The 20,739-nt window shown below is 72.0% G+C and carries 16 protein-coding genes; 4 read left to right on the forward strand and 12 right to left on the reverse strand.

The features are described 5' to 3' along the window. Positions 1-35: 35 nt before the first annotated feature. From ACFZAT_RS29035 to ACFZAT_RS29050, 4 genes are read right to left on the reverse strand one after another with little or no spacing between them, the layout of a single operon-like run. The gene (locus ACFZAT_RS29035; RefSeq protein WP_391268496.1) at positions 36-1,871 is read right to left on the reverse strand and encodes an IucA/IucC family protein; all 1,836 of its coding nucleotides are present in this window, start codon (positions 1,869-1,871) and stop codon (positions 36-38) included. Between the two features lie 60 nt (positions 1,872-1,931). Beyond that, entirely contained in the window at positions 1,932-2,579 is a 648-nt protein-coding gene (locus ACFZAT_RS29040) for a GNAT family N-acetyltransferase (protein WP_391268497.1), read from the reverse strand. Positions 2,580-2,621: 42 nt separating this feature from the next. Next, positions 2,622-4,556: an IucA/IucC family protein gene (locus tag ACFZAT_RS29045; protein WP_391268498.1), complete on the reverse strand. Its 1,935-nt coding sequence runs from the start codon at positions 4,554-4,556 to the stop codon at positions 2,622-2,624. A 28-nt stretch (positions 4,557-4,584) separates the two neighbouring features. Continuing rightward, entirely contained in the window at positions 4,585-5,964 is a 1,380-nt protein-coding gene (locus tag ACFZAT_RS29050; protein WP_391268499.1) for a diaminobutyrate--2-oxoglutarate transaminase family protein, read from the reverse strand. Between the two features lie 326 nt (positions 5,965-6,290). Between ACFZAT_RS29050 and ACFZAT_RS29055 the strand changes: the two genes are divergently transcribed. Continuing rightward, the gene (locus tag ACFZAT_RS29055) at positions 6,291-7,523 is read left to right on the forward strand and encodes a trypsin-like serine peptidase (protein ID WP_391268500.1); all 1,233 of its coding nucleotides are present in this window, start codon (positions 6,291-6,293) and stop codon (positions 7,521-7,523) included. A 127-nt stretch (positions 7,524-7,650) separates the two neighbouring features. Beyond that, a complete protein-coding gene (locus ACFZAT_RS29060; RefSeq protein ID WP_391268501.1) occupies positions 7,651-8,832 on the forward strand; it encodes a trypsin-like serine peptidase in 1,182 nt (393 codons plus the stop codon). A gap of 81 nt (positions 8,833-8,913) precedes the next feature. Here ACFZAT_RS29060 and hflX read toward each other — a convergent pair whose 3' ends face one another. The 6 genes from hflX to miaA form a co-directional block, all read right to left on the reverse strand. Next, positions 8,914-10,434: a GTPase HflX gene (gene hflX, locus ACFZAT_RS29065; protein ID WP_391268502.1), complete on the reverse strand. Its 1,521-nt coding sequence runs from the start codon at positions 10,432-10,434 to the stop codon at positions 8,914-8,916. Positions 10,435-10,576: 142 nt separating this feature from the next. Continuing rightward, entirely contained in the window at positions 10,577-12,031 is a 1,455-nt protein-coding gene (locus tag ACFZAT_RS29070; protein ID WP_391268503.1) for a M1 family aminopeptidase, read from the reverse strand. A gap of 116 nt (positions 12,032-12,147) precedes the next feature. Further along, positions 12,148-14,265 (reverse strand): HD domain-containing protein, encoded by a 2,118-nt coding sequence (locus ACFZAT_RS29075; protein ID WP_391268504.1) that lies wholly within the window; start codon positions 14,263-14,265, stop codon positions 12,148-12,150. Positions 14,266-14,405: 140 nt separating this feature from the next. Then, on the reverse strand, positions 14,406-15,278 hold the full coding sequence (gene dapF, locus ACFZAT_RS29080) for a diaminopimelate epimerase (RefSeq protein WP_391268505.1): 873 nt from the start codon (positions 15,276-15,278) through the stop codon (positions 14,406-14,408). A 94-nt stretch (positions 15,279-15,372) separates the two neighbouring features. Continuing rightward, positions 15,373-15,825: a hypothetical protein gene (locus ACFZAT_RS29085; protein WP_391268544.1), complete on the reverse strand. Its 453-nt coding sequence runs from the start codon at positions 15,823-15,825 to the stop codon at positions 15,373-15,375. A gap of 104 nt (positions 15,826-15,929) precedes the next feature. Further along, positions 15,930-16,868: a tRNA (adenosine(37)-N6)-dimethylallyltransferase MiaA gene (gene miaA, locus ACFZAT_RS29090; RefSeq protein WP_391268506.1), complete on the reverse strand. Its 939-nt coding sequence runs from the start codon at positions 16,866-16,868 to the stop codon at positions 15,930-15,932. 145 nt (positions 16,869-17,013) lie between these two features. Between miaA and ACFZAT_RS29095 the strand changes: the two genes are divergently transcribed. Continuing rightward, complete coding sequence (locus tag ACFZAT_RS29095) at positions 17,014-17,259, forward strand: antitoxin (protein WP_265540393.1); 246 nt, start codon at positions 17,014-17,016, stop codon at positions 17,257-17,259. A 65-nt stretch (positions 17,260-17,324) separates the two neighbouring features. On the opposite strand, the gene ACFZAT_RS29100 is transcribed toward ACFZAT_RS29095, so the two are convergent. Both ACFZAT_RS29100 and miaB read right to left on the reverse strand, forming a co-directional pair. Continuing rightward, on the reverse strand, positions 17,325-18,038 hold the full coding sequence (locus ACFZAT_RS29100) for a hypothetical protein (RefSeq protein ID WP_391268507.1): 714 nt from the start codon (positions 18,036-18,038) through the stop codon (positions 17,325-17,327). Between the two features lie 81 nt (positions 18,039-18,119). Further along, a complete protein-coding gene (gene miaB / locus ACFZAT_RS29105) occupies positions 18,120-19,640 on the reverse strand; it encodes a tRNA (N6-isopentenyl adenosine(37)-C2)-methylthiotransferase MiaB (RefSeq protein WP_391268508.1) in 1,521 nt (506 codons plus the stop codon). Positions 19,641-19,739: 99 nt separating this feature from the next. Here miaB and ACFZAT_RS29110 point away from each other — a divergent pair, with 99 nt between their 5' ends. Beyond that, entirely contained in the window at positions 19,740-20,738 is a 999-nt protein-coding gene (locus ACFZAT_RS29110; protein ID WP_391268509.1) for a TAXI family TRAP transporter solute-binding subunit, read from the forward strand. The last annotated feature ends 1 nt before the right edge of the window (position 20,739 follow it).

The following is a 20,739-nucleotide window of genomic DNA, read 5'->3' on the forward strand; positions in this document are numbered from 1 at the left end:
CGGGGCGCCAGTGACATCGACGGGCACTCCCGGCCTCACTCGGGGAGGTGGAGCGGGTTGGCCACACTGCCGTGAACCGCCGCATGCGGGCGTACGGGCCGGTCGCGGTAGCCGTCCAGATGCAGGCGGTTCCGGTTCAGACAGAGGCGGTCGATGCGCGGGGTGAGCATGTCGAACATCTCGAACCGCTCCTTCAGCTCGGGGAAGCGGGCGTGGTAGCGGAGGATCTCCGCCCGGACGAGTGACCAGAATTCGCCCTCGGGGACGCCGAGCTGTTCCTCGCAGAGCGGGGAGAGAAACCTGAAGACCCCGGTGAAGAGCCCGGAGTGGATGAACTGGGTGAGGAAGGCCGGTTCCTCGGTCAGCAGGACGTGGCGCACGTCCGCCGGCATGGTGTCGTGCTCGGGCAGCGGCTGCGCGCTGACGTTGACGTCGTCCACGAAGTCCTTGATCGCGAGGCGGACGGGCACGTTCTGCTCGTCGAAGACCACGATCGCGTTCTCGCCGTGCGGGGAGAAGACGGTGCCGTAGCGGTAGAGGAAGTGCAGCAGCGGTGGCAGCAGGGCGGCGAAGAGCCGGGTCAGCCAGACGGTGGGGGCCAGACCGGAGCGTTCGACCAGCTCTGCGGTGAAGGCGCGTCCCTCCGGGTCGGTGTGGAGCAGGGAGGCGAGGGTACGGGCCCGCTCCCCCGGGGCCAGGCGCGGCGGCAGCGGCTCGCGCCAGATCGCCCCGAGGATCTCCTTGAACTGGTACGGCGCCTCGGGGAGGTGGTCGTACAGCGGGTGCTCGACAGTGACCGAGGCGACCTCACCGAGGAGGATCACGCCGCAGGTGTCGCGCAGGAACGGGTCGTTGTCGCGCAGTCCCAGCACCCAGCCGGTGACGGCGGGCGCGGCGATGGTGCGCTCGGTGGGCAGCCCGCGCCAGACCAGGGTGTTGAGGACCGACAGCGGCAGCTTGACCGTGTGCCGGTCGGGCCGTGCGAGGTTGGCGAAGGTGCGGATGGACTGCTGCGGCAGCCGTACGTCCGGGTCGGCGGGCAGCGGCACGATGTCTCCGGCGGCGATGGCCGGCGCGAACAGCGGCAGGATCCACTCGTCCCACTGCCAGGGGTGGACCGGCAGGTAGTGATAGCCGTCCGGGTCCAGGCCGCGTGCCCGCAGGCTGTCGGCGAAGGCCGCGCGGACGGGCGGGTCGAGCTCCTGGGTGTAGAGCTTGTCCGGGGTGGAAAGCGCGGGGACGCCCCGGTACTCGGCGATCCGGTGGGAGACGGCGAGCCAGGGCAGCCGGACGGGCTCGCGGGCCTCGGGGGTGTAGCGGGCGGCGTCGGTGGCGGAGAAGCCCAGCCGTCCCTTGTTGGCGACGATCCAGGGATGGCCGGTCTGGTGGCCCTCCAGCTCCGCGTAGCCGAGACCGGCGAGTTCGGCGGCGGTGAGCGCGGTGTGGTCGAGGCGGGCGTCCGCGGCGAGCGTGGTGGTCAGCTCGCGGAGGAGGTGGCCGAGGGTGGCGCCGTCCAGGCCGAGGAGGCGGCGGGCCCGGGTCACGAAAAGCAGTGGGTCACGGAACGGGACGCTGCCCGTCGAGGGGTCGGGGCCCTGCGCGCGGATCGATCCGGGATCGACGCGCCAGCTCCCGTACACGCCGCGCCGGGCGGTGAAGGAGAGGCTGCCGCCGTCGTCCAGCGGGAGGGTGTACGTGCTGCCGCCGGCGGTTCGCGGAGCCGGCTCGATGACTTCTTCGTAAGCGAATTCACCGAGCATCTTCGCGAGCATCCGGGAGGCGGCCCGGTCCCAGGCGTCCCGGTTGAGCTCCGGGGTGGTGAGCAGTGCGGGCGGCTCCGTTGCGTCGTGGTGCGCGGGGTATGTGGGCACGGGGACTCCTCGGGTGGGAACCGATGGGGTTCGAGCGGTGCGGACGGGTCGGGGGTGCGGTCATGGCCGGCTGCCGTGGGCTCGGTCGCGGACCATCAGCGCGGCCCGCTTCTCCGGGAGTTCGATCTCGGCGGAGATGCGGAATCCGGCGCGGAGGAACGCGGAGACGGACGGGGCGTTACGGACGTCGGGCTCGGCCACGACCCGTGTGCAGAGGGGGACGTGGTCGAGCACCAGACCGGTCACGGCGCGCAGCAGCGTCGTGCCGGTGCCCCGGCCCCGGTCGCGGCCCTCACCGATGAGGAGGTGGACGCCCATGTCGTGCGGCCGGGCCGGGTAGTGACGGGCGAGCGGGTCGAGGTCGGCGCGGTACAGCTCCCAGTAGCTCATGGGCATGCCGGACAGCACCCCGATGCACGGGGTGCTGTGGCTGTCGTCGGCGAGCTGCGGGGCGAGGTGCCGGGCGGTGACGCTCTCGTCGCCGGCCAGCTCCCAGAAGGCGGCGACGACCGGGTCGTTCATCCAGCGGGTGAGGACCGGAAGATCGCGCTCCGGGCGGACGGGCACGAGCTGGAACTCCCCGGCCGGTGTGGGGACGGGGGCCCAGTCCGCCCGGAGGCCGGGACCGGCGGGCGCGTCGGAGGGAGACACGGGTGGCGCTCCTCTCTCAGCTTTCGGCGATGCTCCCGGCGGCGCCTTCGGCGGCACGTTCGGTAGCGCTTTCGGCGATCGGCTCTTCGCCCCCGGCCCTCAGCCGTGCAGGGGGTTGGTGATGGTGACGTAGACGGACTGGGTGTCGACCGGGCCGACGAGTTCGTCCAGTCCGTGCAGGCGGGTCAGCATGTTCGCCTTGCAGCGCAGGCGCGGGTTTTCGAGCAGGTGGACGGGGAACGGCGAGCCCAGTTCGCACGCCGACTTCAGGAAGCGCCGGAAGGCGTCGATGAGCATCTGCTCGTCGGCGAGCCCCTGGGAGCCGAACGCCCCGATGAGTCCGAATACGTTGTTGATGCCGAGGTAGTAGGCGAAGCGTTCGTCGGTGACGGCGTCGGAGACGAAGGTGTCGCTGACCGATCCGATGCCGGGGAGCCTCTGGTCGAGCGCGGCGCGGTGCGAGTCCCGGAAGTAGTAGCCCTGATTGTCACGGTAACGGCCGCCGGTGGGCCAGCCGTCCGCGTCCAGCAGTACGAGGGTGTTCTGCTGGTGGGCTTCGAGCGCGACCCCGGCGTGGGCGTCGAGCCAGAGCACCGGGTGGACGACGCGCTCCAGGTAGCGCAGGAACCACTCGGCGGCCACCGCGGTCGTCGTCCGCCCGGTGGCCGCGGCGAGGCGGTGGACCACGTCGGCGAGGCGCGAGTACAGCCCGGTCCGGCCGGGCCAGGGGCGTGGAGCGGTGAGTCCGGCGATGCAGACGGCGTCGTCGTACCGGCTGAAGGGGTTGTGCCGGAGCATGACGTCGAGGCCCTGCACGGGCGCGCCGTCCGGGGTGTCCACGGCGAGCCAGGCGGGGTCGCGCACGATGTCGAAGCCGGGGTGCGCCGCGTGCCACTCGCGGGCGAGGCCGGTTCGGAGCAGCCGGTGGACCTCGACGCCCCGGTGGAGCTCCTTACGGAGGTTCTCCCGGCGGGAGTTGGTGATCCGGACGCCGAGGGAGAGCTTCAGCATCAGGTCGGTGTCCGGCCGGTGCACGGTGCGCACCGACGAGGTGGGGTGCCAGGGGGCGCCGTACGGGCCGAGGTCGTGCAGGAGGCCGGCGTCGAGCAGGGCGGCGACCTCGGGCCTGCTCCGCAGCTCGCGGGCCTGCCAGGGGTGGAGGGGAAGGGGCGCGGTGTGTTCGGGGAAGGCCAGACCCGGGGCGTGCCGGGCGACGAGGTCGGCGGCGGGCACGGGGCGGCCCTGGTCGGTCCACGCGGAGTCGGTGACCAGCACGGAGCGGTCGGCGGCCATCCAGTGGAGTGGGAACGAACCGTGGAGCTCGGGCGAGTAGAGGCGCGCTTCGGCGTCGGTGAGCCCTTCCCTGCTCTTGGGCGAAGGATGCAGGGGGTGGCCGAGGAGGAGTGACTGTTCCGCGGTGAGGAAGAGGTCCGCCTCATCGGGCGCGACGGGCCGGTGGCGCCGCTCCTCGATGAACGCGGCGGTGCGCCGTACCGAGTCGGCGACCCGGCCGGCCATGTCGGCTCCGTCGTGGTGGCCGGCCTCCCGGCCGAGCAGGACGGCCACGGTGACCGCGTCGGCGGTGGGCGCGGCGGCCGGTGCCTGTTCCAGGGAGGGGGGCGCGAAGCGGTGCCAGCCGGTGGCGGACCAGTGGCGGACGGGGACGAGCAGGGCGGTGCCGCTCGCGGGGAGCGGGACGCGCAGGGTCTCCCCGGCCGGCTGGGGCAGGTCGTTCTCCCGGACCCAGCAGCGCAGCAGGTTCTCGATGCCGGCCGCGTCGGCGGCGCGGAGCGGATCGGGATGGTCGAGGGGGTCGGCGGCCGGGTCGTCGGGGGCGGCTGCCGCCGGGTCCTGCTGGTGTACGTCGGTCCGCGCCGGGGAAGCGGACCGCGACGCGTGCCACAGGTCGTGCGGGGTCTCCTTCTGGCGCGGCACGGTCGTCGTCTCCTCGACGGCGAGCCCGCCGGGGGCGTCCGACTCGGGGAGGTGGCTGGGGGGAGGGCCGTCGGCCTCGGGCGCGGGGGTGGGGTTCACGGCGGTCTTCCTGTGCTGGTGTCCGTGGTCAGCGGAGCGATCCGGTCGGCAGGCGGCGGTGCGGTGAGCGCTCTGCCGCTGCCAGGGCGTCGGCGAGGCGGTCGACCACCGCTGTCGCCTGTTCGTCGGTGAGCGTGAGGGGCGGCAGCAGGCGTACGACGGTGGAGTACCGGCCGCCGAGTTCGACGATGAGCCCTCGGCTCAGGCACTCCTGCTGGACGGCGGCGGCGAGGACCGGGTCCGGCGGCGGTTCGGTGCCGGTGCCCTGGGGGCGGGCTTCGGGGTCCACGATCTCGACACCGATCATGAGGCCCCTCCCCCGGACGTCCCCGACGCACGGATGGTCGGCGGCGAGCGACCTGAGGCTCGCCAGCATGCGGCCGCCGAGGACGCCGGCCCTTTCGGCGAGGCCGTTCTCGCGGACGTACGCGAGGGTGGCCGTGCCGGCCGCCATGGCGAGCTGGTTGCCGCGGAAGGTGCCCGCGTGGGCGCCGGGCTGCCAGGTGTCGAGCTCCGAGCGGTAGACGATCACGGCGAGTGGGAGGGAGCCGCCGATGGCCTTGGAGAGCACCATGACGTCGGGCGCGATGCCGCTGTGCTCGACGGCCCAGAAGGCGCCGGTCCGGCCGACGCCGGTCTGGACCTCGTCGGCGATCAGCGGGATGGACCTGGTCTCGGTGATCTCGCGCATCCGGCGCATCCAGCCGTCCGGCGCGGGGTTGACCCCGCCCTCGCCCTGGACCGGTTCGAGGATCATCCCGGCGGGTGCGGGCGTGCCGCTCTTGGGGTCGTCCAGCAGGTTCTCGGTCCAGTGGGCGGCGGTCCGCGCACCGGCCTCGCCGCCGATGCCGAAGGGGCAGCGGTAGTCCTGCGGGAAGGGCAGCCTGGTCACCCGTACGTCCTCGGCGCCGCCCGACGCCGCGAGGGCGCCCGCCGTCATGCCGTGGTAGGCGCCGGTGAAGGCGAGCAGGCCGCTGCGGCCGGTGGCGGCGCGGACCAGCTTGAACGCCGCCTCGACCGCGTCCGTACCGGCGGGTCCGCAGAACTGGACCCGGGCGTTGTCGGCGAACTGCCGCGGCAGCGTGCTGAACAGCTCGGTGACGAAGGCGTCCTTGACCGGGGTGGCCAGATCCAGCACGTGCAGCGGGGCCCCGGAGTCGAGGACCTTCTTGATCGCCTCCAGGACAACGGGGTGGTTGTGGCCGAGCGCCAACGTTCCCGCTCCGGAAAGGCAGTCGAGGTAGCGCCGCCCGTCCGCACCCTCGATGGTCAGTCCCCGGGCCCGCACCGGCACGATCGGCAGCGACCTGGCGTAGGTGCGGGCGGCCGATTCACGCAGCGACTGACGGCGCAGGATGCCTTCGTGGGCGGCCAGGGGTGGCGCCGGAGCTGGTTCGGTCACGGCCACGGCTCTTGATCCTCCCGCTGTAACAGTTGCGTTGCACGTCAGTACGATTTCGCAAGGACGGCCTGCGAGGGTGAACGCTGTCTCCGTGCCCCCCACGCGTACCAACGATCGAGGGGGCAAAGGATCACGGGTAATCCGAAGATCCTTGCGGAGCGCAACCCTGCCGCGCACCGCCGACAGCGGCACCGGCATAGTGGGGGCCGCGCCGGGCTCGGGCACGTCCCGAAGACCGCGCTGCTCCCTGCCCGTTCGGCGGACCTTGCGGCGCGCCGGACACAAGTGCAGTACCGAAGCGTTGAGTTACGAAGTCCCAGGGGGATCAGCAGATGCGTCTCGTTCGACCAGGAACCACCACACGCCGTGGCAGGAGTGCGCGTCGCGCCTCCTCCCCCGTGCTCGTCACCGCCGCGTTCACCGCCGTCCTCGCGCTCACGGCGACCGCCTGCGGGCCGACCGAGGACGACGCGAACTCCGAGCCGAGCAGCAGTGCGTCGGCCGGTGCGACGTCGGACAGCAAGATCGCCGTCCCGGACGATCTGAAGGACCGGCTCAAGGAACACGGGATCGACATCGACAAGTGGAAGAACGGCGAGTGGAAGAACTGGGACAAGGACACATGGCTGCGTGAGGCCAAGGACTACATCAACCCGATCATCGCGGGTCTCTGGGACCCGGACCGCATGCAGGACGCCGACAAGCCGCCGGAGAAGCCGGTCGACAACGACATCTCGGGCGACGAGGGCGTGACGGACCCGACGCCCTCTCCGGTCCGGGCCGTGGGCGTGCAGACGCAGTACCACGACAACGCGCCGGAGTCGGGCAAGCTGTTCTTCGACGGCCCCGAGGGCTCGATGGTCTGCTCGGCGACCGTGGTGAAGGACCCGGCGCACCCCGGCAAGTCCAACATGGTGTGGACCGCCGGCCACTGTGTGCACGCGGGCAAGAAGGGCGGCTGGTACCGCAACATCGCCTTCGTCCCCTCGTACAACAACAGCGGCCTGTCGACGGCCGAGCTGCGGAACAACCCGCCGAAGGAGAAGGTCGCCCCCTACGGCATCTGGTGGGGCACCTGGGCGCAGACCTCCCAGCAGTGGATCGACCAGGGCGCTTCGGTCGGCGGCCTCGGCGCCCCGTACGACTTCGCCGTGCTGCACGTGACGCCCGAGGAGGGTTCGGGCGGCAAGTCCCTGGAGGAGACGGTCGGTTCCGCCCTGCCGGTCGAGTTCAACGCCCCGGCGGTGCCCAAGATCACCGACATGACGGCCACCGGCTTCCCGGCCGCGGCGCCGTACGACGGCCAGAAGATGTTCCAGTGCAAGGACAAGCCGGGCCGTCTGTCGCTCGCGCAGGACGACCCGACGATGTACCGCATCGGCTGCTCGATGACCGGCGGTTCCTCCGGTGGCGGCTGGGTCGCCAAGGGCCAGGACGGCAAGCCCGCACTGGTCTCGAACACCTCCATCGGCCCGGTGACGGCCGGCTGGCTCGCCGGACCGCGCCTCGGCCCGGAGGCCAAGGGCGTCTACGACGCGGTCAGCGACAAGTACGCGGACAAGTAACAGGCAGGACCGCGCCCATACGGGCGCGCACGACGGAAGCCCAGGGGCCTTCGGAGCGGAAGAGTCCGCTCCGAAGGCCCCTGGCACACGGACAGCAAGTGTGCAGATTTCAGGGGGATTCCTTTTCATGCGATCCATACGTCCGCTGCTCGCCACGACCGGTCTGGTCGCCGCGCTCGCGCTGACCGCCACGGCCTGCGGGCCCACCGAGGACGAGGGCGCCGACAAGCCGGCCGCATCCGCATCCGCCTCGGCCGCCGGTGGCACCGACAAGGGCAGCGGCCTTCCCGCCGGGCTCGCCGACAAACTCAAGAAGCACGGGATCGACCCGGACAAGTGGCGCGACGGCGAGTGGAAGAACTGGGACAAGGACAAGTGGCTGCGTGAGGCCAAGGACTTCGTCAACCCGGTCATCGAGGGGCTGTGGAAGCCGGACCGGATGAAGTCGGCGAAGGACCCGGCCAAGACCATGTCCGCCGGTGACTTCTCCGGCGACCAGGGCGTCTCGGACCCGGAGCCCAAGCCGGTCACCGCCGAGCGCGAGAAGACGCCGTACCACAACTACGCGGCCCCGGTCGGAAAGGTCTTCTTCGACTCCCCCAAGGGCCACATGGTCTGCTCGGGCACCGTCGTCAAGGACCCGAAGCACCCGGGGAAGTCCAACCTCGTGTGGACCGCCGGCCACTGTGTGCACGCCGGATCCGCCGGCGGCTGGTACCGCAACATCGTCTTCGTGCCCGCGTACAACGACCAGGGCAAGAGCGCCGCGGCGCTGGAGAACGCGCAGCCGCAGGAGATCGCCCCGTACGGCGCGTACTGGGCCGACTGGGCCAGCACCTCCGGTGAGTGGATCAAGGACGGCGGTCCCACCGGCGGCGAGGGCGCCCCGTACGACTACGCGGTGCTGCACGTGAAGCCGGAGCACGGCACCAAGTCCCTGGAAGAGACCGTGGGCAACGCCCTCGCGGTGAACTTCGACGCCCCCGAGGTCTCGCAGATCAGCGCGATGGGCGCCTGGGGTTACCCGGCGGCCCCGCCGTACGACGGTCTGATCATGCACAAGTGCGTCGACCGCCCGGGCCGGCTCTCGATCAGCCCCGCCACGCCCACGATGTACCGCATCGGCTGCTCGATGACCGGTGGTTCGTCCGGTGGCGGATGGTTCAGCGAGGGCAGCGACGGAAAGCTGGCGCTGGTGTCCAACACGTCCATCGGCCCGGTGACGTCGGGCTGGCTGGCCGGACCGCACCTCGGCGAGGGCGCCGAGCAGATCTTCACGATGATGAGCGAGAAGTACGGCGCCCAGTAGCGGCGGCGCCCGTACGAAAGCCGGAAGGCCCGTCCCCTCGCGAGGGGACGGGCCTTCCGGTCGTTCCGGGTGCGGTACGGCTCAGTGCACGGCGGGGATGAACGAGGCGAGCTCCGCGGCCAGCTCCTCGTTGACCCGCGCCTTGATCAGCGTGCCCTCCGAGGTGTGCTCCTCGGAGACCACTTCGCCCTCGGCGTGCACCCGGGAGACGAGTCCGCCCTGGGTGTACGGCACGAGCGCCTCGACCGCGACCGACGGACGGGGCAGCTCGCTGTCGATCAGCGCGAGCAGCTCGTCGATACCGGCACCGGTGCGGGCGGAGACCGCGATGGCGTGCTTCTCGTTGCGCAGGAGGCGCTGGAGGACCAGCGGGTCCGCCGCGTCCGCCTTGTTGATCACGACGATCTCGGGCACGTCCGTGGCGCCGACCTCGCGGATCACCTCGCGCACCGCGGCGAGCTGCTCCTCCGGCACCGGGTGCGCGCCGTCCACCACGTGCAGGATGAGGTCGGAGTCGCCGACCTCCTCCATGGTGGAGCGGAACGCCTCGACCAGGTGGTGCGGCAGATGCCGTACGAACCCGACGGTGTCGGCGAGGGTGTACACCCGGCCGCTCGGCGTCTCGGCCCGGCGCACGGTCGGGTCGAGGGTGGCGAACAGGGCGTTCTCCACCAGTACTCCCGCCCCGGTCAGGCGGTTGAGCAGGGAGGACTTTCCGGCGTTGGTGTAGCCGGCGATGGCGACCGAGGGCACCTTGTTGCGCCGGCGTTCCTGGCGCTTGAGGTCACGGCCGGTCTTCATCTCCGCGATCTCCCGGCGCATCTTCGCCATCTTCTCGCGGATACGGCGCCGGTCGGTCTCGATCTTGGTCTCACCGGGACCACGGGTCGCCATGCCGCCACCGCCGCTGGTACCGCCACCGCCCATCTGACGGGACAGCGACTGACCCCAGCCGCGGAGCCTGGGCAGCATGTACTGCATCTGCGCCAGGGAGACCTGCGCCTTGCCCTCTCGGGACTTGGCGTGCTGGGCGAAGATGTCGAGGATCAGGGCGGTCCGGTCGACCACCTTGACCTTGACGACGTCTTCGAGGTGGATCAGCTGGCCCGGGGACAGCTCACCGTCGCAGACGACGGTGTCGGCCCCGGTTTCGACGACGAGGTCACGCAGTTCGCGCGCCTTGCCGGAACCGATGTACGTGGCCGGGTCGGGCTTGTCGCGACGCTGGAAGACGGCGTCGAGCACCTGGGCTCCCGCCGTCTCGGCGAGGGCCGCAAGCTCGGCCAGCGAATTCTCCGCGTCCTGCACGGTGCCCGAGGTCCAGACACCGACGAGCACGACGCGCTCCAGGCGCAGCTGCCGGTACTCGACCTCGGTGACGTCCTCGAGTTCGGTGGAGAGGCCGGCCACACGTCGCAGCGCGGCACGCTCCGAACGGTCCAGCTGGTCGCCGTCCCGCTCTCCGTCGATCTCGAAGCTCCAGGCGACGTCCTCTTCCATCAGGGCGTCGGCCCGCAGGCCCTCGGTGAGGCTCTCGGTCGCGTTCTCCGTGGCACTCTGCGCGTTGTGCGCGTCCTGGGGAAGGGAAGAAGAGGAGGTCATTGGATCCTTACGTCGATAGAAGTGGTTGCATCAGTCACAACGCGTGACCTGTGCGGAAGATTCCCGAGGGGGGGATCCTCCGCTCCGGCCGCCTCGGCGACCCGTCGATAGTGGCACGGCGGGCCCGGGGCGTCACGCGGGTTTACGAGGCGGACGGCGCGGTGCTCCGCCAGTCCGGGTGCCCCGGCATGGGCGGTGTCTTCGTCCCGTACAGCCAGCCGTCGAAGAAGGCGGTCAGATCGCGCCCCGCCACCTGCGAGGCAAGCCGCACGAAGTCGGCCGTGGCCGCGTTGGAGTCGCGGTGCTTGTGGACCCAGCGCCGTTCCAGCCGGTCGAAGGCGTCGTGCCCGATCTCCTGGCGCAGCGCGTAGAGGACGAGGGCGCTGCCGTCGTAGACGACGGGCCGGAACAGGCTGATCTTCTGGCCGGGCTTCGGGGCCGCGGGCCGGGCGGGCGGCCCACCGGCGGCGCGCCAGGTGTCCGAGCGGATGTAGGCATTACGCATCCGCGCCTCCAGCGGGGCGTCCATGTGGTCCTCGGTGTACCGCGCCTCGTACCAGGAGGCGTGCCCCTCGTTCAGCCAGAGGTCGGACCAGGACTGCGGGGAGACGCTGTCACCGAACCACTGGTGGGCCAGTTCGTGGACCATGACCGACTCGACGTACCAGGCGGGGAAGCGCGTATCGGTGAAGAGGCGCTTCTCGAAGAGGGAGAGGGTCTGGGTCTCCAGCTCGAATCCGGTCTCGGTGTCGGCGACGAGGATTCCGTAGTTCTCGAAGGGGTAGCGCCCGACCTGCCGCTCCATCCATTCCAGCTGGGCGGGGGTCCTCTTCAGCCAGGTTTCCACGCGGTCGCGGTCCGCGGTCGGCACGACGTCGCGCACGGGCAGTCCGTGCGGTCCGGTCCGCCGCACGACGGTCGTGTCGCCGATGCTGACCTGGGCCAGTTCGGTCGCCATGGGGTGCTCGGTGCGATAGGTCCAGGTGGTGCTGTCGCCGTTGCGGCTGCGGCCGGCGGGGACGCCGTTGGCGACGACGGTGCTGTCGTTCGGCGCGGTGACGCGGAAGGTGAAGTACGCCTTGTCGGCGGGGTGGTCGTTGCTGGGGAAGACCCGGTGTCCCGCGTCCGCCTGGTTGGCCATCGCGAGCCCGTCGGCGGTGCGCACCCAGCCGCCGCTGTCCTGTTCGCCGGTGGGGTCGCTGGTGTGGCGGACGGTGATGCGCAGGGGCACTCCGGCCGGGATGCGGCCCGCCGGCCGCACGACGAGGTCCTCGCCCGCGGTCTCGAAGCCCGCGCGCAGCCCGTTGACGGCGACCGAGCGCACAGTGCCCCGGGTGAAGTCGAGGTTGATCCGGTCCAGCGGCTCGGTCGTCCGGGCGTCGATGGTGGTGACGGCGTCCAGCGGCTCGTCGTTGCGGCCCTTGTAGGTGAGGCCGATGTCGTACGCGAGCACGTCGTACCCGGGGTTGCCGAGGTGCGGGAAGAGCGGGTCGCCGATGCCGAGGGGCACCGGTTCGGCGGGCAGGGCGGCGGCGACGAGGGCGGCCGACGCGGCGGCCAGCACGGCGGCCCGCGAGCGGCGGGAGAGGAACGGCATGGACTACGGCTATCAGCGCCGCCCCGCCGGACGGGCGCGGCGCGCGCCGCGCCACCCGAATGAGAACGCGGTTGACGGCCCGGTACCCACGAGGGCGCGGATGACCGCCCGGTACCTCAGAGCGCCCCGGCCGGATGCTGGGCGCGGCTCACGTCGTACACGCCGGGCACCTCGCGCATCGCGCGCATCAGCGCGGGCAGACCGGCCGCGTCCGGGAGCCGCAGCGTGTAGGTGTGCCGCACGCGCTGTTCGCTCGGGGGCTCGACGGTCGCGGAGATCACCGCGGCGTCGGCCCCCGCGATCGCCTCGGTGAGGTCGGCCAGGAGGCGGGGACGGCCGAACGATTCGGCGACCAGCGTCACCCGGCACGCCTGCTCGTCGCCCCAGCTCACCGCGACCGGTGTCCGGCCGACCGCCTCCATGCGGGCCACGGCGGGGCACTCCAGCCGGTGCACCGTGACGGCCGCGCCGCCGCGTACGGGGATGCCGGTGACCTCGTCGGGGGGCACCGGCGTACAGCACCCGGCGAGCCGTACTGCGGCGTCCGGCCGTTCGGCCACCGCGGTCGCGGTGCGGGCGCGGGCGGTCCGGGGCGCCGAGGGCGGGACCGGCAGCGGGTCGGGGTGGGCCGGCGGACCGGGCTGCCCGGTCTCCGCCGTCTGCGGGTGGGCGTCGAGCCAGCCGGTGATGGCGATGCGGGCGGCGGGCGTGCGCACATGGTCGAGCCAGTCCGGCGAGGGGCCGGACGCGGCGTCCTCGGCCAGCAGCGGCTGCACGGTGTCGCCGTCCTTCAGCATGGTGCTCAGCGTGGCCAGGCGGCCGTTCACCCGGGCTCCGATGCAGGCGTGGGCGGCGTCGCCGTGCTGGGCGTAGGCCGCGTCGACGCAGCTGGCTCCGGCGGGCAGGCCGAGCGTGCCGCCGTCCGTGCGAAAGACGGTGATCTCGCGGTCCTGGGCGAGGTCGGCGCGCAGGGTGGTCCAGAAGGTGTCGGGGTCGGGCGCGGACTGCTGCCACTGGAGGAGGCGGGAGAGCCAGCCGGGCCGGGTGGGGTCGGCGCGTTCGCCGTCGTCGGCCGGCTCGGCGGTCTGGGGGGCGCCCTCGGAGGCGTACGGATTACCGAGGGCGACGACGCCGGCCTCGGCGACCTTGTGCATGCGGTGGGTGCGGATGAGGATCTCGGCCACCTCGCCGTCCGGGCCGACCACCGCGGTGTGCAGCGACTGGTACAGGTTGAACTTGGGAGCGGCGATGAAGTCCTTGAACTCGGAGATCACCGGGGTGAAGCAGGTGTGCAGTTCACCGAGGACGGCGTAGCAGTCGGCGTCCTCGCCGACGAGCACCAGGACGCGTCCGAAGTCGCTGCCGCGCAGTTCGCCGCGTTTGATCCGCACGCGGTGGACGGAGACGAAGTGGCGGGGCCTGACCAGTACCTCCGCGGAGATTCCGGCCTCGCGGAGCACCGATGCCACGTTCCCCGCCATGGCGTCGAGCGGGTCGGGGCCTTCGGCCGCCTCGGTGATCAGCGCGTCGGTGCGGGCGTACTCCTCGGGGTGGAGGATGGCGAAGACCAGGTCCTCCAGCTCGGTCTTGAGCGCCTGGACCCCGAGCCGTTCGGCGAGGGGGATCAGCACGTCACGGGTGACCTTGGCGATCCGGGCCTGCTTCTCGGGCCGCATCACGCCGAGGGTGCGCATGTTGTGCAGCCGGTCGGCGAGCTTGATCGACATGACGCGGACGTCGTCCCCGGTGGCGACCAGCATCTTGCGGAAGGTCTCGGGTTCGGCGGCGGCCCCGTAGTCGACCTTTTCGAGTTTGGTGACGCCGTCGACGAGGTAGCAGACCTCCTCGCCGAACTCCTCCCGCACCTGGTCGAGGGTCACCTCGGTGTCCTCGACCGTGTCGTGGAGGAGGGACGCGGTCAGTGTGGTGGTCTCGGCGCCCAGCTCGGCGAGGATGAGGGTGACGGCGAGCGGATGGGTGATGAAGGGCTCACCGCTCTTGCGCATCTGCCCCCGGTGCGAGGTCTCGGCGAGCAGATAGGCGCGTTGCAGGACCGAGAGGTCGGCGTCGGGATGGTGGACCCGGTGCACCTCGGCGACATGCGCGATGGCGTCGGGGAGCCGGTCGCGGGAGACCGGACCGAAGAGCGCGGCTCTGCCGAGCCTGCGGAGGTCGATCCGGGGACGGCCCCGCCTGCGGATGGGAGCACCTGGGCTGGTGGCCTCTGCACTCATGGGGGCACCTCCGGCGACGTCGACCGGCGGTGGGGAGGCGCGGCGCGCCTCCGGGCCGGTGCTTGATGCTACCGAGCCCACCACGTGGCGGAGTCCCGCTCTCGCCCAGCGTGAAACGGATCACCCATTCGAGCGAAGCGTTACTCGCTCGGCGTTTCGAGCCAGGCGGGATCGATCATGCCCTCGGCGACGATGACGGCCGGTCCGGTCATGTCGATGCCGCCGTCCGGGTGCTCCGTGATGGCGAGGCTGCCGCCGGGGAGGTCGACGGTGTACGTGACGGGCTCGCCGGTCCGCGCGGGGTCGGCCTGGTCCCGGCGGGCGGCCGCGACGGCCACCGCGCAGGCGCCGGTGCCGCAGGAGCGGGTCTCGCCGGAGCCGCGCTCGTGGACCCGCATGGCGACGTGGCGGGGGCCGCGGTCCACGACGAACTCGATGTTGACGCCCTCGGGGTATACGGCGGCGGGGGCGAAGGAGGGCTCGGTGAGCAGGTCACCGGCGTGGTCCAGGTCGTCCACGAAGGCGACGGCGTGCGGGTTGCCCATGTTGACGTTGCGGGCGTCCCAGGCGCGGCCGCCCACGGTGACGGTGACGCCGTCGGCGGGGAGCAGGGCGCGTCCCATGGACACGGTGACGTCGCCGTTCTTGGCGACGTGGACCTTCTTGACCCCGCCCCGGGTGGCGACGGCGAGGTCGCCCGCCTCGACCAGGCCGGCGCGCTGGAGGTAGCGGGCGAAGACCCGTACCCCGTTGCCGCACATCTCGGCGACCGAGCCGTCGGAGTTGCGGTAGTCCATGAACCACTCGGCGTCCTCGGCCATCGCCTTCGCCTCCGGGTGCGCGGCGGAGCGCACGACGTGCAGCAGCCCGTCGCCGCCGATACCGGCGCGACGGTCGCAGAGCCGGGCGACGAGGGAGGCGGGCAGGTCGAGGGCGTTCGCCGGGTCGGGAACGATCACGAAGTCGTTCTCGGTGCCGTGGCCCTTGAGGAAGGCGATCTGCGAGGTGGTCACGGGACAACTGTACGAGGCTGTGCCGACAGCCGGAAAACGGTCCGGTGCGCGGACGGGGTCCGGGGGCGTTCCTCGGCCCCCTGGCTCCCGGCCGTCAGCGCAGCCGGGCCACGCGCCAGACGGCGAGTGCGACGAGCACGGCGCAGACGCCGGCGTAGAGCGCGATCACGCGCCAGTCCGGTCGCTGCGTCGAGCCCTTGGAGGGCAGACCGGGCCAGGCGTAGCCGACGCGGCGGGCGGCCATCACGGACCATCCGGCGGCGCAGCAGCTGATCAGGAGGCCCAGCATGGCGACGACCGCGCCGCCGTCGCCGAACTCGAAGGCCAGCGGGAAGGCGAACATCAGCGAGCCCACCGCGGCGAGTACGACGATGGGCGCGAGCTGCCAGATGCGCAGCCGGCGGGCGGGCCGCAGCTCGACCTCGACCTCGGGGGTCACGTCGAGTTCGTCGGGCCCGTCCGGGCTGAGGCTGTCCGCCTCACGCCCGGCGCCCGGTGCGCCGTGTTCCGGTGCGTCTTGTTCCGTGTCGCGAGGGCCGGCCTCCATCGCCACGCGCCCTCCCAACTCGGACTCCAGTCGATCGATGCTCGATGATGGCACGCCCGCGGTCGCCGAAATGACGGGCGGAGCGTCCCGATGCCATCACGTGATCAGGCTGTAACCGCTCGTTCGACCAACGCCAGCGCCTGGCTGGGGAGTTCCCCGCGGTGCTCCACGGCGCCACTGAGCCATTGGACGCGCGGGTCGCGGCGGAACCAGGAGTCCTGACGGCGCGCGAAGCGTTTGGTGGCGCGCACGGTCTCGGCGCGCGCCTGGTCCTCGGTGCACTCGCCGGCGAGCGCGGACAGCACCTGCTGGTAGCCGAGGGCGCGTGACGCGGTACGCCCTTCGCGCAGACCCTGCGCCTCCAGGGTGCGCACCTCGTCCACGAGGCCCGCCTCCCACATGCGGTCGACGCGCAGGGCGATGCGCTCGTCGAGTTCGGGGCGCTCCACGTCGACGCCGATCTGGACGGCGTCGTAGACCGCGTCGTCGCCGGGGAGGTTCGCGGTGAACGGCTTGCCGGTGATCTCGATGACCTCCAGGGCGCGGACGATGCGGCGGCCGTTGCTCGGGAGGATCGCACGGCCGGCCTCGGGGTCGGCGGCGGCGAGCCGGGCGTGCAGTGCACCGGAGCCGTGCTGGTCCAGCTCGGCCTCCAGCGCGGCCCGGACGCCGGGGTCCGTGCCGGGGAACTCCAGGGCGTCGATCGCGCCCTTCACGTACAGGCCGGAGCCGCCGACCAGGATCGGGGTGCGGCCCTCGGCGAGGAGCCGGTCGATCTCGGCCCGGGCGAGGCGCTGGTACTCGGCGACGCTGGCGGTCTCGGTGACGTCCCAGATGTCCAGCAGCCGGTGCGGTACGGCGGCGCGCTCGGCGAGCGTCAGCTTGGCGGTGCCGATGTCCATCCCCCGGTAGAGCTGCATGGAGTCCGCGTTGATCACTTCGCCGCCGAGCTGCTGGGCGAGGTACACCCCCAGGTCGGACTTTCCTGCTGCGGTGGGACCGACGACGGTGATGACCCGAGGTGCGGGAGCTGAGCTTGTCACCGGCTCAGTCTCCCTCAAACCTGCGCCGCGTATCCCGAATGAGGGAAGCCCGCGCGGGGAAGGTGACGCGACAGTGCGGACTTCCCCGTACAGTGGTTGTACATATGGGTTATTTCTCACAGTTTCCGAGCGGAGAAGGTGCCCGATGGGCTTCATGGACAATGTGAAGGCGAAGCTGGCCCCGGCGAAGGAGAAGGTCAGCGACCTCGCGCAGCAGCACGGGGACAAGATCGACCAGGGGCTTGAGAAGGCCGCCCGGACGGTGGACGAGAAGACCAAGGGCAAGTACAGCGACAAGATCGTGACGGGCCGGCAGAAGGCCAAGGACGCGGTGGACAAGCTGGCGAACAAGGACGGCGGCACACCTCCGCCGCCTCCGCCGGCAGCCTGAGGCGGAACGTATGGAGGGCCCCGGAGCGGCGATCGCTCCGGGGCCCTCCGTACGTCCGTCGGCCGTCAAGCCCAGGTGGCGACCAGGTAGCCGACGCCGTACGGCGCGTCCTCGTACAGCAGCCGCCCGGCCAGACCGGCTCCCTCGGCCGCGCCCGCCAGCACCTGCCAGGGCGCGCGCCCCGCGACCTTGAGCTCGGAGGCGAGTGCCTCGTCCAGCGCGGCCAGCGCCTCCGGGTCGGCGGCGCCCAGCGCCCGCGCGGCCTCCGCGTCGAAGGCTGCCGCGCGCTCGTCCAGATAGCCGGGGGCCTTCACCGTGCGGCAGGCGCTGCCGTCGCCCATCACCAGCAGGGCGACCCGGTCCGCCCGGCGGGCCAGCTCCCGCCCGCTCTCCGTGCAGCGCGCGGTCTCCAGCGGCTCGCCCACGCCCAGGCCCTCCACGGGGGCGTCGGCCCATCCCGTACGGGCCAGGAGCCAGGCGCCCACGGCGAGCGAGGGCGGGAGGGGGCGGGCGTCGCGCGTCCCCCGGTCCCGGCCGAGCCGAACCTCCAGGTCGACGCCGAACTCCCGGAAAGCCCCGACGGCGCCCTCGGGGTGGACGCCGCGTCCGGCGGGCCCGGACGGGCCGATCACCACGAGCAGGTCGGGCCGGGAGGCGGCGAGGACGCCCAGGGCGTCGGTGCACGCCGTCCTGGCGGCGTCCAGCTCGGGTGCGGCACCGGCGGCCACGTCGGGGACGAGCAGCGGCGGACAGGGGCAGACAGCGGCGGCGACAAGCATGGTCGGCAGCGTACTGCGCCCCCTCCCCCGGGCCGGCCGGGCGACCCGGTCAGCCGGCCCGGTCGACCCCTCCCCCGTATCTCAGTCGCAGCCGCAGCCAGGGGCCGCCGTCGCGGGCAGGGGCGCCGGGGCGCCGATGCCGGGCAGGCCGAGCATGACACCGGCCGGCGCGGCGGCCGGGGCGGCGTTCCGCTTCTCCCAGGCGTCGCCCGAGCGGGTCCGGCGCACGGCGACCGGGGTGCCCTCGGCGAGCAGGTGGTGCGGGGCGGCGTAGGTGATCTCGACCGTCACCACGTCGCCGGGGCGGACGTCCTGGTCCGGCTTGGTGAAGTGGACCAGGCGGTTGTCGGGGGCGCGGCCGGAGAGCCGGTGGGTGGCACCGTCCTTGCGGCCCTCGCCCTCGGCCACCATGACCTCCAGGGTGCGGCCGACCTGCTTCTTGTTCTCCTCCCAGGAGATGTCCTCCTGGAGGGCGGAGAGGCGCATGTAGCGCTCCTGGACGACCTCCTTGGGGATCTGGCCGTCCATGTCGGCGGCGGGGGTGCCGGGCCGCTTGGAGTACTGGAAGGTGAAGGCGTTCGCGAAGCGCGCCTCGCGGACCGCGTGCATCGTCTGCTCGAAGTCCTCCTCGGTCTCGCCGGGGAAGCCGACGATGATGTCGGTGGAGATCGCGGCGTCGGGCATCGCGGCCCGCACCTTCTCGATGATCCCGAGGAAGCGTTCCTGCCGGTAGGAGCGGCGCATCGCCTTGAGGACCTGGTCCGAACCGGACTGCATCGGCATGTGCAGCTGCGGCATCACGTTCGGCGTCTCGGCCATGGCGGCGATGACGTCGTCGGTGAAGTCGCGCGGGTGCGGCGAGGTGAAGCGGACGCGCTCCAGGCCCTCGATCTTCCCGCAGGCGCGCAGCAGCTTGGAGAACGCCTCGCGGTCACCGATGTCGGAGCCGTACGCGTTGACGTTCTGGCCGAGCAGGGTGATCTCGGAGACGCCCTCGGCGACCAGGGCCTCGATCTCGGCGAGGATGTCGCCGGTGCGGCGGTCCTTCTCCTTCCCGCGCAGGGCCGGGACGATGCAGAACGTGCAGGTGTTGTTGCAGCCCACGGAGATGGAGACCCACGCGGCGTAGGCGGACTCGCGGCGGGTGGGGAGCGTGGAGGGGAAGGCTTCCAGGGATTCGGCGATCTCGACCTGAGCCTCCTCCTGGACGCGGGCGCGCTCCAGCAGTACGGGCAGCTTGCCGATGTTGTGCGTGCCGAAGACGACGTCGACCCAGGGCGCCCGCTGGACGATGGTGTCGCGGTCCTTCTGGGCGAGGCAGCCGCCGACGGCGATCTGCATGCCGGGGCGCCTGGTCTTCATCGGGGCGAGCCGGCCGAGGTTGCCGTAGAGCTTGTTGTCGGCGTTCTCGCGGACCGCGCAGGTGTTGAAGACGACGACGTCGGCGTCACCGTCGGAGCCCTCGGGCGCGCGCACGTAGCCGGCGTCCTCCAGGAGCCCCGACAAGCGCTCGGAGTCGTGGACGTTCATCTGGCACCCGTAGGTGCGCACCTCATAGCTTTTTCTGACGTCCACTGCTTCGCTCCGGTTGCCGCTGCTCATGTGACAAGGGTAGGTGGTGTCCCGGCTCTCTCCGTCTCGGGCGGGTGATCCGACGGCGCCCCTGGCCACGGCCGGGAACGACCTGGCAGGATCGCCGCCATGCTCCCGGCCCTGTCCCGAATCGGCCGGCGTCGCTCCCTGCGGGCGGGCGCCGCCCTCGCCGTCGTGCTCGGGCTGCTGCTCTGGTGGCTGCTCCCGCTCGGCGACCCGGCACCCACCGGCACGCTGTCCTTCAGTACGGGGGTGCGCAGCGGCGTCTACCAGCGCTACGGGGAGCGGCTGAAGGGGGCCCTGGCCAAGGATCTGCCCAATGTGTCGATAAATCTCCAGACGAGCGAGGGTTCGCAGCAGAACCTGGCCAGGGTCGCGGCGGGCGAGGCGGACTTCACCATCGCCACCACCGATGCCGTCGCCACCTATCTGCGCGCCCGCAAGCCCGGCTACGAGCGGCTGCGCGGCTGCGTCCGGCTGTACGACGACTACATACAGCTGATCGTGAAGCGGGACTCGGACATCGACAGCGTGGCCGATCTGCGCGGCCGTACGGTCGCGGTGGGGCAGCCGGGGTCCGGGGTGAAGCTGGTCGCGGACCGGCTGATGACGGCCGCCGGTCTCGACCCGGTCCATGACGTGACGCCGTTGCCGGTGGGCATCGACACGATGCCGAAGCTCCTGGAGGAGGGCAAGCTCGACGCGTTCTTCTGGTCGGGCGGGCTGCCCACGACGGCGGTGACCGATCTGTCGGAGCGGTTCCCGATCCGGCTGGTCCCGCTGGAGGAGCCGCTGATCAAGCAGCTCCAGGCGGCGGGCGGTCCCACCCGCTATTACCGGTCGGCCGTGATGCCCGCCGACGCGTACCGCGACGCGCAGCAGGGCCAGGCCGTGCCCACGGTGGCGGTCGCCAACGTGCTGGTCACGACGGACCGCACGGGCGCGGCGATGACCGAGGCGTTCACGAGGACCGTGATCGACAGCCGGGACCGCATCGGGCGCGAGGTGCACGCGGCGCAGCTGGTGGACCTGCGGACGGCCATCTACACGGATCCGCTCCCGCTGCACGAAGGGGCGAAGCGCTACTACCGCTCGGTCAAGCCGTAGC

The organism is Streptomyces sp. NPDC008163 (assembly GCF_042956885.1).
Taxonomy (GTDB): domain Bacteria; phylum Actinomycetota; class Actinomycetes; order Streptomycetales; family Streptomycetaceae; genus Streptomyces; species Streptomyces drozdowiczii_A.

Bases quoted from the DNA above. Each gene is read 5' to 3' on its own strand.
- ACFZAT_RS29055 (WP_391268500.1), top strand. From the start codon at position 6,291: ATGCGTCTCGTTCGACCAGGAACCACCACACGCCGTGGCAGGAGTGCG.
- ACFZAT_RS29060 (WP_391268501.1), top strand. From the start codon at position 7,651: ATGCGATCCATACGTCCGCTGCTCGCCACGACCGGTCTGGTCGCCGCG.
- hflX (WP_391268502.1), bottom strand. From the start codon at position 10,434: ATGACCTCCTCTTCTTCCCTTCCCCAGGACGCGCACAACGCGCAGAGT.
- ACFZAT_RS29070 (WP_391268503.1), bottom strand. From the start codon at position 12,031: ATGCCGTTCCTCTCCCGCCGCTCGCGGGCCGCCGTGCTGGCCGCCGCG.
- ACFZAT_RS29075 (WP_391268504.1), bottom strand. From the start codon at position 14,265: ATGAGTGCAGAGGCCACCAGCCCAGGTGCTCCCATCCGCAGGCGGGGC.
- ACFZAT_RS29085 (WP_391268544.1), bottom strand. From the start codon at position 15,825: ATGGAGGCCGGCCCTCGCGACACGGAACAAGACGCACCGGAACACGGC.
- ACFZAT_RS29095 (WP_265540393.1), top strand. From the start codon at position 17,014: ATGGGCTTCATGGACAATGTGAAGGCGAAGCTGGCCCCGGCGAAGGAG.
- ACFZAT_RS29100 (WP_391268507.1), bottom strand. From the start codon at position 18,038: ATGCTTGTCGCCGCCGCTGTCTGCCCCTGTCCGCCGCTGCTCGTCCCC.
- miaB (WP_391268508.1), bottom strand. From the start codon at position 19,640: ATGAGCAGCGGCAACCGGAGCGAAGCAGTGGACGTCAGAAAAAGCTAT.
- ACFZAT_RS29110 (WP_391268509.1), top strand. From the start codon at position 19,740: ATGCTCCCGGCCCTGTCCCGAATCGGCCGGCGTCGCTCCCTGCGGGCG.